Annotated in this window: 14 protein-coding genes; 6 read left to right on the forward strand and 8 right to left on the reverse strand. The window is 61.0% G+C overall.

Going from position 1 to position 14,127, the window contains the following annotated elements; genetic code table 11:
* Positions 1 to 4 precede the first annotated feature (4 nt).
* The 6 genes from ASG55_RS24560 to ASG55_RS24585 all read right to left on the reverse strand — a co-directional run bounded on the left by ASG55_RS24560 (position 5) and on the right by ASG55_RS24585 (position 5,582).
* Positions 5 to 787 carry an N-acetylmuramoyl-L-alanine amidase gene (locus tag ASG55_RS24560; RefSeq protein WP_056791208.1) on the reverse strand — a complete coding sequence of 261 codons (783 nt, stop codon included), beginning with the start codon at positions 785 to 787 and terminating at the stop codon, positions 5 to 7.
* Positions 788 to 888: 101 nt separating this feature from the next.
* The gene (locus tag ASG55_RS24565; RefSeq protein WP_056791211.1) at positions 889 to 2,904 is read right to left on the reverse strand and encodes a GGDEF domain-containing protein; all 2,016 of its coding nucleotides are present in this window, start codon (positions 2,902 to 2,904) and stop codon (positions 889 to 891) included.
* Complete coding sequence (locus ASG55_RS24570; protein WP_024014985.1) at positions 2,901 to 3,779, reverse strand: endonuclease/exonuclease/phosphatase family protein; 879 nt, start codon at positions 3,777 to 3,779, stop codon at positions 2,901 to 2,903. Before ASG55_RS24570 ends, ASG55_RS24565 begins: the two co-directional genes overlap by 4 nt.
* A gap of 14 nt (positions 3,780 to 3,793) precedes the next feature.
* Positions 3,794 to 4,435, reverse strand: coding sequence for a thiol:disulfide interchange protein DsbA/DsbL (locus tag ASG55_RS24575; protein WP_016772349.1), 642 nt, complete (start codon positions 4,433 to 4,435; stop codon positions 3,794 to 3,796).
* 199 nt (positions 4,436 to 4,634) lie between these two features.
* Complete coding sequence (locus ASG55_RS24580) at positions 4,635 to 5,246, reverse strand: c-type cytochrome (protein WP_056791217.1); 612 nt, start codon at positions 5,244 to 5,246, stop codon at positions 4,635 to 4,637.
* A 30-nt stretch (positions 5,247 to 5,276) separates the two neighbouring features.
* Entirely contained in the window at positions 5,277 to 5,582 is a 306-nt protein-coding gene (locus ASG55_RS24585; RefSeq protein WP_016772347.1) for a c-type cytochrome, read from the reverse strand.
* A 191-nt stretch (positions 5,583 to 5,773) separates the two neighbouring features.
* Between ASG55_RS24585 and yihA the strand changes: the two genes are divergently transcribed.
* Positions 5,774 to 6,418, forward strand: a complete 645-nt coding sequence (gene yihA, locus ASG55_RS24590) for a ribosome biogenesis GTP-binding protein YihA/YsxC (RefSeq protein ID WP_056791221.1) — start codon at positions 5,774 to 5,776, stop codon at positions 6,416 to 6,418.
* A gap of 401 nt (positions 6,419 to 6,819) precedes the next feature.
* Here yihA and polA read toward each other — a convergent pair whose 3' ends face one another.
* Complete coding sequence (gene polA, locus ASG55_RS24595) at positions 6,820 to 9,624, reverse strand: DNA polymerase I (protein WP_056791224.1); 2,805 nt, start codon at positions 9,622 to 9,624, stop codon at positions 6,820 to 6,822.
* Positions 9,625 to 9,698: 74 nt separating this feature from the next.
* Between polA and ASG55_RS24600 the strand changes: the two genes are divergently transcribed.
* A complete protein-coding gene (locus tag ASG55_RS24600; RefSeq protein WP_041476480.1) occupies positions 9,699 to 9,989 on the forward strand; it encodes a DUF2782 domain-containing protein in 291 nt (96 codons plus the stop codon).
* 55 nt (positions 9,990 to 10,044) lie between these two features.
* Positions 10,045 to 10,998, forward strand: coding sequence for a homoserine kinase (locus ASG55_RS24605; RefSeq protein ID WP_056791227.1), 954 nt, complete (start codon positions 10,045 to 10,047; stop codon positions 10,996 to 10,998).
* Between the two features lie 91 nt (positions 10,999 to 11,089).
* Here the strand turns inward: ASG55_RS24605 and ASG55_RS24610 are convergent, their stop codons facing one another.
* On the reverse strand, positions 11,090 to 12,010 hold the full coding sequence (locus tag ASG55_RS24610; RefSeq protein ID WP_177342736.1) for a zinc ABC transporter substrate-binding protein: 921 nt from the start codon (positions 12,008 to 12,010) through the stop codon (positions 11,090 to 11,092).
* Between the two features lie 66 nt (positions 12,011 to 12,076).
* On the opposite strand from ASG55_RS24610, the gene ASG55_RS24615 reads away from it, so the two are divergent.
* The 3 genes from ASG55_RS24615 to znuB are packed head-to-tail and all read left to right on the forward strand — an operon-like array spanning position 12,077 to position 14,125.
* Complete coding sequence (locus ASG55_RS24615) at positions 12,077 to 12,559, forward strand: Fur family transcriptional regulator (protein ID WP_024014990.1); 483 nt, start codon at positions 12,077 to 12,079, stop codon at positions 12,557 to 12,559.
* The gene (gene znuC / locus ASG55_RS24620; RefSeq protein ID WP_024014991.1) at positions 12,559 to 13,344 is read left to right on the forward strand and encodes a zinc ABC transporter ATP-binding protein ZnuC; all 786 of its coding nucleotides are present in this window, start codon (positions 12,559 to 12,561) and stop codon (positions 13,342 to 13,344) included. The genes ASG55_RS24615 and znuC overlap by 1 nt, the downstream gene beginning before the upstream one ends.
* Positions 13,337 to 14,125: a zinc ABC transporter permease subunit ZnuB gene (znuB, locus tag ASG55_RS24625; RefSeq protein WP_056791234.1), complete on the forward strand. Its 789-nt coding sequence runs from the start codon at positions 13,337 to 13,339 to the stop codon at positions 14,123 to 14,125. The genes znuC and znuB overlap by 8 nt, the downstream gene beginning before the upstream one ends.
* The last annotated feature ends 2 nt before the right edge of the window (positions 14,126 to 14,127 follow it).

Here is a 14,127-nt window from a genome sequence, read left to right on the forward strand (position 1 = left end):
GTCATTATTTTGTCTGATTGAGGATCAGGAGAAGTGCCGCGGTTTGTGCATCCGGCGTGCCATCGAAGCGGGCAGGGCGGTAATGCATCTGGAACGCGGCGAGGACGTGGCGCGTGGCGACGTCCAGCTCGCCGGTCTGCGGCGTGTCGTAACCCAGGCGCGCAAGTTGCGCCTGGAACCAGCCGATCTCCGGCAGCGGATTGGTGTTGAAAACCGCCTGCTGACGCGCCACCGCTTGTTCGTTCGGCCACAGGCCAAGGCCTTCGGCGGCGAGACGTTTCCACGGAAACAGTGGCCCCGGATCAAGCTTGCGCAGCGGCGCGATGTCGCTGTGACCGATGATGTGCCGCGGGCTGATGCCGTTGCGCTTGCTGATGTCCTTGAGCAGCGTAATAAGCGACTGGATCTGCGCTTCGCTGTACGGATACCACAGGCGCCCGGTCGGGGTGTCCTTGTAGCCGGGATTGACGATTTCGATGCCGATGGAGCTGGAGTTCAACCAGGTGCGGCCTTGCCATTGACTCTCGCCGGCGTGCCAGGCCCGTTGGTTTTCGTCCATCAGCTTGTAGATTGTGGCGTTGTTGTCATCGCCGATCAGGTAATGGCTGCTGACGTCGCCATGGGTCAGCAATTGCAGCGAACGCTCCAGCGACGCCGAGGTGTAATGCACCACGACAAACTGGATGCGGCTGTCGTAATTGGCCGAAGGGTGGCTGGTGTCGTAACGCGGGCCGCTGGCGCAACCAGCGAGGACGAGCAGCGAGGCAACAAGGGCAAGGAATTTCATGGCAGGGGACGATACGCTGAAAACGATAATGCAACAGTGTAACGTACGGATTTGCTCAGAGTCCGCCAGCGGGCGGATTTAAACAAAATGGAACAATTGCCTTAGCCGAGCTCCACTCGGTTGCGCCCGGCGTTTTTTGCCCTATACAGCGCCTGATCGGCTCTTTTCAACACAAGATCGCTGTGTTCTCCGACCCTGAACGATGCCAATCCCATGGAAATCGTAATGGTCACTCGCTCGCCTTTGAAATGAAACGGGCAGGCTTCGATCGCCGCGCGCAGGGTTTCCAGCAGTTTCGCGCCAACCGCTGGTGGCGTCGCCGGCAGCAACAGCACGAACTCTTCACCGCCGAAACGGGCGATGAAATCCGAGCCGCGCAGGCGTTTGCGCAACACCGTGGCGATGATCTTCAGCACTTTGTCGCCGGCCAGATGGCCGTAGCTGTCGTTGATGCGCTTGAAATGATCGAGGTCGAGCATGGCCAGGCTGAGGGTGTTGCCGTGCTGCTGCCATTGCTGGATTTCATGCTCCAGGCGTTCACTCCACGCCGCGCGGTTGGGCAGGCCGGTCAACGGATCGATCAGGGCTTTCTGCCGCTGTTCCTCAAGGTGTTCGCGGAAGCCCATGGCTTCCTGCTCCATATGCGCCACCCGCTCCGACAGGCTCTTCAACCTGGCGGCGACTTCCTGCTCTCGGGCGTCGCGCTGTTTCTGGTGCTGGTCCATCGTTCCCAGCAGGCCTTCCAGATGATTCTCCAGCACATGCTTGAGGTCATCGAGGTCGGCTGCTTGCTGGACGCTGCTCTGCAAGCCGTCGACCTGCTGGCGAATCTGCGTGTCCATGGCCCGCGCCGCCGAGCTGTTGTCGGCATGCCCTTCGCTGGCCGCTTGCAGGTTGCTCTGGAACGCTTCAAGGCGTTCGTTGAGCTGTTGCAGATAGGCTTCGAATTCGTGCTGACCGCTATCGGTAATCGCCAGCATCAAAGTTGCAAGATCGTCGAGGATCGGCAGCAGTTCGTACCAGTTCAACCCGTGTTTGAGCCGTTCGCGCATGGCTTCGGCTTGCGGCCGGTGGCGCTCGGGCAGGGTCAGGTCGTCGAGCAGGCCGATCAGCGTGTCTTCGATATGTCTGGCCACGGAGCTGTAGGACGGCTCCGGGGAATCCGGCAGAGCGAAGAGGATGTCGTGCTCCGACTGCTCCGGGTCGATGGCGGCCAAGGCTTGAGCAATCGGTTCGGGCAGGGGCAGGCTATCGAGGATCAGCGGCGAGGGATCGCCGGGGTGGATCAGTTCGTCGGGGTTGAACGCCTCGGTTGCTGGCGCAGCGACGGTCATCTCGGTGTCAGCGACGGGTTCAACTTGCGCTAGCTCGGCTTCAACGGCGACCACAGGCGCAGCGAACGCAACGACTTGCGGCTCATCAGGCGGCGTCTGGGCGGGCGTTTCGATGATGGTCTCCGGCGCTGCGATCGCTGGCTCAGCGTTGGCCACCGATGCCGTTTGCGCAGGCTCCGGTTCAGGCTGCTGAGCTTCGACCGGCTGCGGCACTGGTGTTGCTGGTATGTCGGCCGCCGGTGCAACGGCTTCTTCACCGTCGCGACTACCAAACAAACGCTGCAACAACCCCGGCCGACCCGGCTCGGCAGGCGTTTCCAACTGACTCAAGGCCTTGCCCTGCAAGCCACTGAGTTCGCTCAGCAGCAGTGGCATTTCCCGCGCCTGACCGACGCGGCTGTCCAGTTGTTTGGCGAATTTCTTCAGCGGTTGCGCGACTTCGCGCGGCAGCGGCAAAGCCTGCAACTGGGTGACCAGCGCGGTCAGCGCGGTGCTGACCTGATCAATGCGGGTCTCACGGCGCTGCTCGGAGTCGAGCACGGCTTTTTCCAGACGCGGCAGCAGGGCCGCGAGGCCGGCGTCCATGTCATCGGTGCGCACGACTTCGCGCATTTCTTTCATGCACTGATCGACGACCTTGTCGGTGCCTTCGGCCGCCAGCGTGCTGCGCACCAGACCGCGCCGCAGCAGGTCCAGTCGCGCGGCCCAGCGGCGTTCGAGCTTGTCCTGCTGTTCGATGCTCTTGAGGTACTTCTCTTTCCAGCGCTGGGCGTCGTCGCTCATTCACAGGTTCCGCGAGGGGCAGGGCTCAACGCGGGCAATGCGTCGGCCGTGAGCGAACCCGGCAGACGAATTTCCACCGCGACCGGCAGGTGATCGGAAATGGGCTGGGCCAGTACCTCGACCTTTTCCAGGGTCAGGGTCGGGCTGAGCAGAATATGATCAAGGCAACGCTGTGGGCGCCAGCTGGGGAAGGTCGCTTCCACCTGCGGGGCCAGCAGGCCGAGATCGCGTAATGGCGAGTGTTCGAGCAGGTCGCTGGCATGGGTATTCATGTCGCCCATCAGCACCTGATGCTTGTAACCGCTGATCAAATCACGAATGTAGGCCAGTTGCAGGCTGCGGGTCCGCGCGCCGAGGGCCAGGTGCATCATTACCACCACCAGCGCTTCCGGACCTTCGCCGAAACGCAGCAGGATCGCGCCGCGACCTTTCGGGCCGGGCAGCGGATGATCCTCGATCGCCCACGGCTTCAGGCGACTGAGCACGCCATTGCTGTGCTGGGCCAGTCGACCGAGGTTGCGATTGAGTTGTTGATACCAGTAGGGAAAGGCGCCGAGATGGGCCAGATGTTCGACCTGATTGACGTAGCCCGAACGCAGGCTGCCGCCATCGGCTTCCTGCAGCGCGACCAGATCGAAGTCGCCGAGCAGGTCACCGATCTTCTGCAGATTGCCGGAACGCCCGGTGTGCGGCAGCAGATGCTGCCAGCTGCGGGTCAGGTAATGCCGATAGCGCTCGGTGCTGATGCCGACCTGAATGTTGAAACTGAGCAAGCGCAGACGCTGGTCTGCGGGCAGGCCCGTAGACGCCAGGTGATGCTCGTTGACCTGCGGATCATGCAGGCCAACGATGCGTTCGGACTTCCAGCGGCGCATGGCGAATGCCGCGCTTAGTTGGCAGCAGCCTTGTTCGCCGCTCGCTCTTTGGCGACCAGATCGTCAGCCAGCTTCAATGCTTGCTCGGCACCACCGGCAGAGCCGATGTCGAAGCGGTATTTACCATTGACGATCATGGTTGGCACGCCAGTAATTTCGTACTTCTTCGCCAGCTCACGGGCCTTGACGATCTGGCCTTTGATAGCGAACGAGTCGAAAGTGGCGAGGAACTTGTCCTTGTCCACGCCTTGAGTGGCGAGGAAGTCAGCCATGTCGTTCTTGTCGGTGAGCTTCTTGTGTTCTTTCTGGATCGCGTTGAACACGGCGTTGTGTACCTGGTGCTCGACACCCATGGCTTCGAGGGTCAGGAACATCTGGCCGTGAGCGTCCCATGGGCCGCCGAACATGGCGGGAATGCGCACGAAGTTGACGTCGGACGGCAGTTTTTCAACCCATGGATTGATCACTGGCTCAAAAGCGTAGCAATGCGGGCAGCCGTACCAGAACAGCTCGACCACTTCGATTTTGCCAGGCTTTGCAACCGGCACCGGATTGGCCAGTTCGACATAAGGGGCGGCAGGGGCTTCAGCGGCCTGGGCGGTGACGCCGAACAGGCTGGCAGCGACGAGGGCGGCGCTGATGATCAGATTACGCATGCTTTACTCCTGAACAATTTGGGTCGCCTCGCTCGACCTGTTGCGACACAGATCCTGGCGGGCATGAGTGCTGTAGTGTAACGGCAGCGGCCACAAAAAAGGGCGGCCAAAGCCACCCTTTTTATACTTGCTGCGAAGGATTAATCGAGCGTTAACGTGGCCGGCGCTGCGCGCCTCGTTCAGCCCTCGATTCAGGGCCTCAGTGCAGGCCCTGGATGTAGCTGGAAACCGCAGCGATGTCTTCGTCGCTCAGCTTGCGCGCGATGGTGCGCATGGTCATCGCGTCGCCGTCGTTGGCGCGACCGCCGTCTTCCTTGCGGAAATCGGTCAGTTGCTTGGCGATGTATTGAGCGTGCTGGCCACCCAGGTGCGGGAAGCCTGCGGCGGCATTGCCGGCACCGTTCGGCGAATGGCAACCGGTGCAGGCTGGCAGGCCTTTTTCCAGGTTGCCGCCACGGAACAGCGCTTCACCGCGAGCGACGATCTTCGGATCGGCGGCGCCGACACTGCCTTTCTGACTGGCGAAGTACGCAGCGATGTCGGCCAGATCCTGATCATTCAGGTTGGTCAGCAGCCCGGTCATTTCCAGCACCACGCGCTTGCCCGACTTGATGTCGTGCAATTGCTTGTCGAGGTAGCGTTCACCCTGACCTGCCAGTTTCGGAAAGTTTGGCGCCATGCTGTTGCCGTCCGGGCCATGGCAGGCCCCGCAAACGGCAGCTTTGGCCTGGCCTGCTGCGGCATCGCCGGCAGCATGGGCGATACCTGAAATTCCCACGGTCAACAGCAGACTCACGATCAATTTGTTCATCAGCTAATCCAACTACGGCTAAGGGTTAAGTTATGGACCGGGCTTACTCTCGCTCATCCACAGGATGATGGCCTGGTAATCCTCGGCACTGCAGTCCATGCACAAACCACGCGGCGGCATCGCCTTGAAACCCTGGGTCACGTGTTGCACCAGCGTCCCCATACCTTTCGCCAACCTCGGCGTCCAAGCTTCCTGATCGCCTCTTGCGGGCGCCATGGGTAGTTGGCCGGAATGACAGGCACCACAAACACGGTTGTACACGGCTTCCGGATCCTGTGTAGCCTGTGCGCTGTAAAGCGGCATCAAGACTCCGGCAGCCAGCAGCCATTTCGTCATAAAACGACCTTTTCAGGGTTGAGAGCGTTCTGCGTTCTAATGCGCAATCAAAGTCTGTCGCTCTCGTGAGCTTCATCCTTCGCTGGGACAAAGCACACACAAAATCTGCGGCATTATATACTGGCGCCACTGAAACGGAAGCGACACCGCGTTCCGCGCCCAATCCCGGCGCCGCCCACATCGGAAATCCCATGCAACTCAAGAATCCCATCCTCGGCCTGTGCCAACAGTCCACATTCATGCTCAGTGCCGCCAAAGTCGATCAATGCCCTGACGACGAAGGCTTCGAAGTGGCGTTTGCCGGTCGTTCCAACGCCGGCAAATCCAGCGCGCTGAACACCCTGACCCACGCCAGCCTGGCGCGCACCTCGAAAACTCCGGGTCGCACACAGCTGTTGAACTTCTTCAAGCTAGACGATGATCGCCGTCTGGTCGACCTGCCGGGCTACGGTTATGCAAAAGTACCGATCCCGCTCAAGCAACACTGGCAGCGCCACCTTGAGGCTTACCTCGGTGGTCGGGAGAGTTTGAAAGGTCTGATTCTGATGATGGACATCCGCCATCCGATGACCGACTTCGACCTGCTGATGCTCGACTGGGCCGTCGCCGCTGGCATGCCGATGCACATCCTGCTGACCAAAGCCGACAAACTCACCTACGGCGCAGCCAAGAACACCCTGCTGAAAGTACAGTCGGAAATCCGCAAAGGCTGGGGCGACTCGATCACCATCCAACTGTTCTCCGCACCAAAACGCATGGGCCTGGAAGAGGCCTACACCGTATTGGCCGACTGGATGGAACTGGCAGACAAAAACACCGAGGCGGCAGCCGAGTAAGACAATTTCAAAACTGACTGTGGTGCTGTCAGGCAAGGCGAAAGCACCGCTAAAAAGCGGAGTTTAGGGTACCTAAATGAGCATTTTTAGCGGTGCTTTTAACGCAGCATGACGGCATCACAGCCAGTTTTGGGGCAAAAAAAGCCCCGGACTTCATTGGGGAGGGAGAAGTTCCGGGGTTCAAGTTCCGAACCGCTAGGGCGGGGTTCAGATATCTGCCAACACTTAACACAACATAGGAGCATCGAAGGGCTTCACCAGCCATTCAGTACCTCTGAGTGTTCGGTCGACAGATTAGTTCAGATTTTTTTCAAAAAGCTTTGGAATAGCCTCAAGCATTTATCGTTCTAAGCCGGTTTACGGGACTTGCCGCGACGTCGCGTCGCGGCACCTTTACAAACTCAGTGCGCCTCATCCCAGTTGTTGCCCACGCCAACTTCCACCAGCAGCGGCACATCCAGTTTCGCCGCTTCGCTCATGTGCGTACGAATTTCGGCACTGACCTGCTCGACCAGATCCTCGCGAACCTCCAGCACCAGTTCATCGTGCACCTGCAGGATGACCCGGGCATCCAGCCCCGACGTCGCCAGCCAGTTGTCCACTGCGACCATGGCTTTCTTGATGATATCCGCTGCCGTGCCCTGCATCGGCGCGTTGATCGCTGTGCGTTCTGCAGCGGCGCGTTCCTGCGGCTTGTTCGAGTTGATCTCCGGCAAGTACAGGCGACGACCGAAGAAAGTTTCGACGTAACCCTGATCCGCCGCCTGCGCACGAGTGCGCTCCATGTATTCGCGAACGCCTGGATAACGGGCGAAGTAGGTGTCGATGTAAGCCTTGGCGGTCTTGGTGTCGACGCCGATGTCCTTGCCGAGCTTCTGCGCGCCCATGCCGTAGATCAGACCGAAGTTGATCGCCTTGGCGCTGCGGCGCTGGTCCGAGGTCACTTGATCAAGCTCGACCTTGAATACTTCGGCAGCGGTTGCAGTGTGCACGTCGAGATTGTTGCGAAAGGCGTTCATCAGGCCTTCGTCGCGGGACAGGTGCGCCATGATCCGCAACTCGATTTGCGAGTAGTCCGCCGCCAGCAGTTTGTAACCCTTCGGCGCGACGAACGCCTGACGAATGCGCCGGCCTTCGGCAGTGCGTACCGGGATGTTCTGCAGGTTCGGATCACTGGAGGACAGGCGTCCGGTCGAAGCCACAGCCTGGTGATACGAGGTGTGGATGCGCCCTGTGCGCGGGTTGATCTGTTCGGGCAGGCGATCGGTGTAGGTGCTTTTCAGCTTGCTCATCGAACGGTGCTCCATCAGCACCTTCGGCAAGCGGTGATCGTCTTCGGCGAGTTTCGCCAGCACTTCTTCAGCGGTGGACGGCTGGCCCTTGGCGGTTTTCTTCAGCACCGGCAGGCCGAGCTTTTCATAGAGAATCACGCCCAGCTGCTTCGGCGAGCCGAGGTTGAATTCCTCCCCGGCAATTTCGAAGGCTTCACGCTCCAGCGCGACCATTTTGTTGCCCAGCTCAATGCTCTGAATGCCGAGCAGTTCGGCATCGACGAACGCGCCCTGGCGTTCGATGCGCGCCAATACCGGTACCAGTGGGATTTCGATGTCGGTCAAGACGCTGGCCAGGCTCGGAATCGCGCTGAGCTTGTCGAACAGGATCTGGTGCAGGCGCAGAGTGATGTCGGCGTCTTCGGCGGCATACGGCCCGGCCTGTTCCAGAGCGATCTGGTCGAAGGTCAGTTGCTTGGCACCTTTGCCGGCGATGTCCTGGAAGCTCACCGTGGTGTGGTCAAGGTACTTCTGGGCGAGGCTGTCCATGTCGTGACGGGTCGCGGTGGAATTGAGTACGTAGGACTCGAGCATGGTGTCGAAGGCGATGCCGCGCACGCTGATGCCTTCACTCTGATCGCCGCCAATGGCGCAGTTGGCCAGAATGTTCATGTCGAACTTGGCGTGCTGGCCAACCTTGAGTTTGCTCGGGTCTTCCAGAATCGGCTTGAGTGCGCGCAGCACGGTGTCGCGATCCAGCTGCTCCGGCACGCCGATGTAGGAGTGGGTCAGCGGGATGTACGCAGCTTCGTTGGCCTGTACGGCGAACGACAGACCGACCAGTTGCGCTCGCTGCGCGTCGATGCCGGTGGTTTCGGTGTCGAAGGCGATCAGCTTGGCGTTGCGCAGTTTTTCCAGCCAGACGTCGAAGCGAGCCTGATCGAGGATGGTTTCGTAGGCGGCTTCGGCAGGGGCAGCAGGTGCCTCGGCTTGCGGGGCGCTGAACAGATCATGGGCGAGCGCAGGTTCGGCCGCCGCGCTCAGTTCCAGACGCTTGGCATCGCGATCCAGATCATTGAGCCAGCTCTTGAATTCCAGCAGGGTGTACAGCTCGTAGAGTTTGGCCGGATCTTCCTGGCCCATCTGCAGATCATCGAGGCCGATATCCAGCGGCACGTCGACCTTGATAGTCGCCAGTTGATAGGACAGGAAAGCCATTTCCTTGTGCTCTTCGAGCTTGGCCGGCAGGGTTTTTGCGCCACGGATCGGCAGGGTCGGCACGATGTCGAGGTTGGCGTACAGCTCGGTCAGACCGCCGTTGACGCCGACCAACAGGCCGGACGCCGTCTTCGGGCCGATCCCCGGCACGCCCGGAATGTTGTCGGAGGAATCGCCCATCAGCGCCAGATAATCGATGATCTGCTCCGGTGCGACGCCGAATTTCTCCTTCACGCCCTCCACATCCATCGAGCTACCGGACATGGTGTTGACCAAGGTAATGTGGCCGTCGACCAGTTGCGCCATGTCCTTGTCACCGGTGGAAATGATCACCGGGCGATCTGCTGCCGCACTGCTGCGGGCGAGGGTGCCGATCACGTCGTCGGCCTCGACGCCGTCGACGCACAGCAGCGGGAAGCCGAGGGCGATCACGCTCTGGTGCAGCGGCTCGATCTGCACGCGCATGTCATCGGGCATGCTCGGCCGGTTGGCCTTGTATTCGGCGTACATCTCGTCACGAAATGTTCCGCCCTTGGCGTCGAACACCACGGCGAAGGGGCTGTCCGGGTACTGCTTGCGCAGACTCTTGAGCATGTTCAGCACGCCTTTGACCGCACCGGTCGGCAGGCCTTTGGACGTGGTCAGTGGTGGCAGTGCATGAAAGGCGCGGTACAGGTAAGACGAACCGTCCACCAGGACGAGGGGGGCTTGGCTCATGAGCAGGATCAACCTTTTCGGCGGGTCCGGCGCTAGAATAGCGGGACCGTTGACGACAAAGGGACAAGGTTATCATGCGTACGTTAAATCGCTTGCTGCTGGTCGGGTTGATCGCTGTCTCACCACTGGCCGCGATCGCGGCGGATGATGCGCCGGGCGGCGACCCCGAGGTCACCATCCGCACGGAGGGCGACAAGACTATTCAGGAGTACCGTCAGAACGGTTTCCTGTATGCGATCAAGGTCACGCCGAAGGGCGCGCCGCCGTACTTTCTGGTGCGCGCCGACGGAACGGATGCCAACTTCATCCGCTCGGACCAGCCGGATATGCTGATCCCGTCATGGAAGATCTTCGAATGGAAGTAGGTTTTTAATTCACTTGTGGCGCCGCCGTTGCGGCGCCCGTACTGGCAGTCAAGACATGTCTGTGTTCACTCCCCTGGCTCGGCCCGAGCTGGAAACCTTTCTCGCCCCTTACGGGCTCGGCCGCCTGCTTGATTTCCAGGGGATCGCCGCCGGCAGCGAAAACACCAATTTCTTCATCAGTCTGGAGCAGGGCGAGTTTGTCCTGACCCTGGTCGAGCGCGGCCCGGTGCAGGAGATGCCGTTCTTCATCGACCTGCTCGACGTGCTGCACGAAGCCGATCTGCCGGTGCCTTACGCCCTGCGCACCACTGACGGCGTGGCACTGCGTGAACTCAAAGGCAAGCCGGCGTTGCTGCAACCGCGTCTGTCGGGCAAGCACATCAAGGTCGCCAACGCCCAGCATTGCGCCCAGGTCGGTGAGTTGCAGGCACATCTGCATCTGGCGACTCAAGGCGAGCGCATGATCAAGCGCAAGACCGATCGCGGCCTGGACTGGATGCTGGAGGAGGGCACTGAATTTCTCTCGCACCTGAGCGATGAGCCGCGTGCCTTGCTGCAAAAGGCGCTGGATGAGATCACCGAGCGCAAAGAGAAGATTCTTGCGCTACCTCGCGCCAATATTCACGCCGATCTGTTCCGCGACAACGCCATGTTCGAAGGCACCCATCTGACCGGGTTGATCGACTTCTACAACGCCTGCTCGGGGCCGATGCTGTACGACGTGGCGATCGCGTTGAATGACTGGTGTTCGGACGAGGAGGGCGTGATCGATGGCCCGCGCGCCCGGGCATTCCTCGGTGCCTACGCGGCGCTGCGCCCGTTCACGGCGGCGGAGGCTGAGCTCTGGCCAACGATGTTGCGTGTGGCTTGTGTGCGGTTCTGGCTGTCACGCCTGATCGCCGCCGAGCAGTTCGCCGGGCAGGATGTGTTGATTCACGATCCGCAAGAGTTCGAGCAGCGCCTGGCGCAGCGGCAGAAGGTGCACACACCGTTGCCTTTCGCCCTTTAAGATCAAAAGATCGCAGCCTTCGGCAGCTCCTACAAGGGATTGATGTACACCCTGTAGGAGCTGCCGAAGGCTGCGATCTTTTTCTATGGGGTTACAGAGATTCCAGGCATTCCGCCAAATCATTGCCCAACTTTTCCAGCACCTGCTCATAGCCCTGAGCCGTCGCCGGTGTGTACCCGCCCAACGCATCCAGCTCGGCGAGTTTCACCGGCAAACCGGCCACCAGGGTTTCCGCCAGGCGCGGACGCAACGGCGGTTCGCTGAACACACAGGTCTTGCCTACTTCCTGCAAACGCTTGCGCATCGCCGCGACATGCTGGGCGCCGGGCTGTACTTCGGCGGCCACCGCGAACACGCCCGCGTGCTTCAGGCCGTAAGCGTCTTCGAAATAATCAAAGGCCTCGTGAAAGACGAAGTACGGCTTGCCTTCGACATTGGCCATACGCGTCTTCAAGCGCTGATCCAGCGCATCCAGACGTTCATCGAAGGCTTTGGCATTGCTCTGATAGCGCTGGGCATTGGCCGGGTCGGCGGCGCTGAGGTCGGCGGCCATTTTGTCGGCGATTACCCGCGCATTGACCGGTGACAGCCACAAATGTGCATCCAGCGAGCCGGGGCGATGATCGTGATCATGCTCGTCGGCTTCTTCGGCATGGGAATGGTTGTCCGCGCCAAAATGCCGCAGCTTGAGCCCCGGCAGATCCTGCACGGCGACGCTCGGCAGGCTGCGACCGCCGAGTACGCGCGGCAGGAAACCTTCCATGTCCGGGCCGATCCAGTAGAGCAGATCGACTGACTGCACCTTCCGTACGTCGGATGGGCGCAGGGCGTAATTGTGTGGGGAGGCACCCGGCGGCAGCAGCACCTCGGGAATCGCCACGCCGTCCTGCACGGCAGCGGCAATCAGCTGCAACGGTTTGATACTGGTGAGCACTTTGACCTCGGCCTGGGCCGTACCGATCAGCAGAAAACTGGCAACAAAAGCCACAAAAACAGAAAAAAGTCGGGACACGATGACCACTCAAGGAAGCGAGAACGGGTAACATAATAACGTCTCCAGCAAATCTCGTCGCCGCTCATGCCTATTACACCGATTGCCAGCCGTCCCCACGACCACTCCCATTGCGTGCACAGCGCTCTGTCCGAGGCCGATACCTTGTGTGCGCAGAAAGGTTTGCGTCTGACTGCCCTGCGCCGCCGCGTGCTGGAACTGGTCTGGCAAAGCCACAAGCCGCTGGGTGCCTACGACATCCTTGCGGTGCTCAGCGAGCAGGACGGCCGCCGCGCAGCGCCGCCTACGGTGTACCGCGCACTGGATTTCCTGCTCGAAAACGGCCTGGTCCATCGCATCTCGTCGCTCAACGCCTTCGTTGGCTGCGTGCATCCTGAACACGCGCATCAAGGCCAGTTCCTGATCTGCCGCGAGTGCCACGCCGCCATCGAACTTGAGCAAAAAGTGATCAGCGACGCGATCATCAGCAGCGCCAAAGATGTCGGTTTCATCGTCGAAGCGCAGACGGTCGAAGTGGTTGGTCTGTGCGCCGGTTGCCAGGGGGCCTGATGAGCAACGCGCTGATCCGTCTGGAGCAGGTCGCCGTCACGTTTGCCGGGCAGACCGTGCTGGACAACATCGAGCTGAGCGTCGAGCCGGGGCAGATCGTCACCCTGATCGGCCCCAATGGCGCCGGCAAGACCACGCTGGTACGCGCCGTGCTCGGGCTGTTGAAGCCGAACAGTGGCAGCGTCTGGCGCAAGCCGAAATTGCGCGTCGGCTACATGCCGCAGAAGCTGCATGTCGACCCGACGCTGCCGCTGTCAGTGCTGCGCTTCCTGCGCCTGGTGCCTGGCGTCGATCGTTCGCGTGCCTTGGCCGCGTTGAAGGAAGTTGGCGCCGAACACGTGATCGACAGCCCGGTGCAGAGCGTTTCCGGCGGCGAAATGCAGCGTGTGCTGCTGGCTCGGGCACTGCTGCGTGAGCCGGAACTGTTGGTGCTGGATGAACCGGTGCAGGGCGTCGACGTGGCCGGGCAGGCCGAGCTGTACAGCCTGATCACCCGTCTGCGCGACCGCCACGGTTGCGGCGTGCTGATGGTGTCCCACGATTTGCATCTGGTGATGAGCACTACCGATCAGGTGGTCTGCCTCAATCGTCACGTCTGCTGCTCCGGGCATCCCGAGCAGGTCAGCGGCGATCCGGCATTTGTCGAGTTGTTCGGCAAGAACGCGCCGAGTCTGGCGATCTATCACCACCATCACGACCACGCCCACGACCTGCACGGTTCGGTGGTCAAAGGTCCGCTCGGCGGGCAACCTCATGTTCATGGAGACGGCTGCAAGCATGGCTGATTTTCTTTTGTATGCCCTGCTTGCAGGTCTGGCCCTGGCGCTGGTGGCCGGACCGCTCGGCTCGTTTGTGGTGTGGCGGCGCATGGCCTATTTCGGCGATACCCTGTCCCACGCCGCATTGCTCGGCGTGGCACTGGGCTTTTTGCTGGACGTCAGCCCGACCGTGGCAGTGACGGTCGGTTGCCTGCTGCTGGCGGTGCTCTTGGTGACGCTGCAACAGCGTCAGCCACTGGCGTCCGACACACTATTGGGAATTCTTGCACCGAGCACGCTCTCTCTCGGCCTGGTGGTACTAAGCTTCATGCATGAAGTGCGGATCGACCTGATGGCCTATCTGTTCGGCGACTTGCTGGCGATCAGTCCGAGCGATCTTGCGTGGATTCTCGGTGGCACCGCGGCGGTGCTGTTGTTGCTGGTGACGCTGTGGCGGCCGCTGCTGGCGGTCACCGTGCACGAAGAATTGGCGCGGGTCGAAGGCCTGCCGGTTGCGGGTTTGCGCTTGGCGCTGATGCTGTTGATCGCGGTGGTGATCGCCGTGGCGATGAAAATCGTCGGTGTGCTGCTGATCACTTCGCTGCTGATCATTCCGGCGGCTGCGGCACAGCGTCACGCCCGTTCGCCGGAGCAGATGGCCTTGGGCGCGAGCCTGCTGGGCATGCTCGCGGTGTGCGGCGGGCTGGCGTTGTCGTGGTTCAAGGACACCCCGGCGGGGCCGTCTATCGTTGTGACGGCAGCCGCGCTGTTTCTGTTGAGTTTTGTTCTGCCCCGTCGTGGGGTGTAGAC

This window comes from Pseudomonas sp. Leaf434 (assembly GCF_001425545.1).
GTDB classification, from domain to species: Bacteria; Pseudomonadota; Gammaproteobacteria; order Pseudomonadales; family Pseudomonadaceae; genus Aquipseudomonas; species Aquipseudomonas siliginis.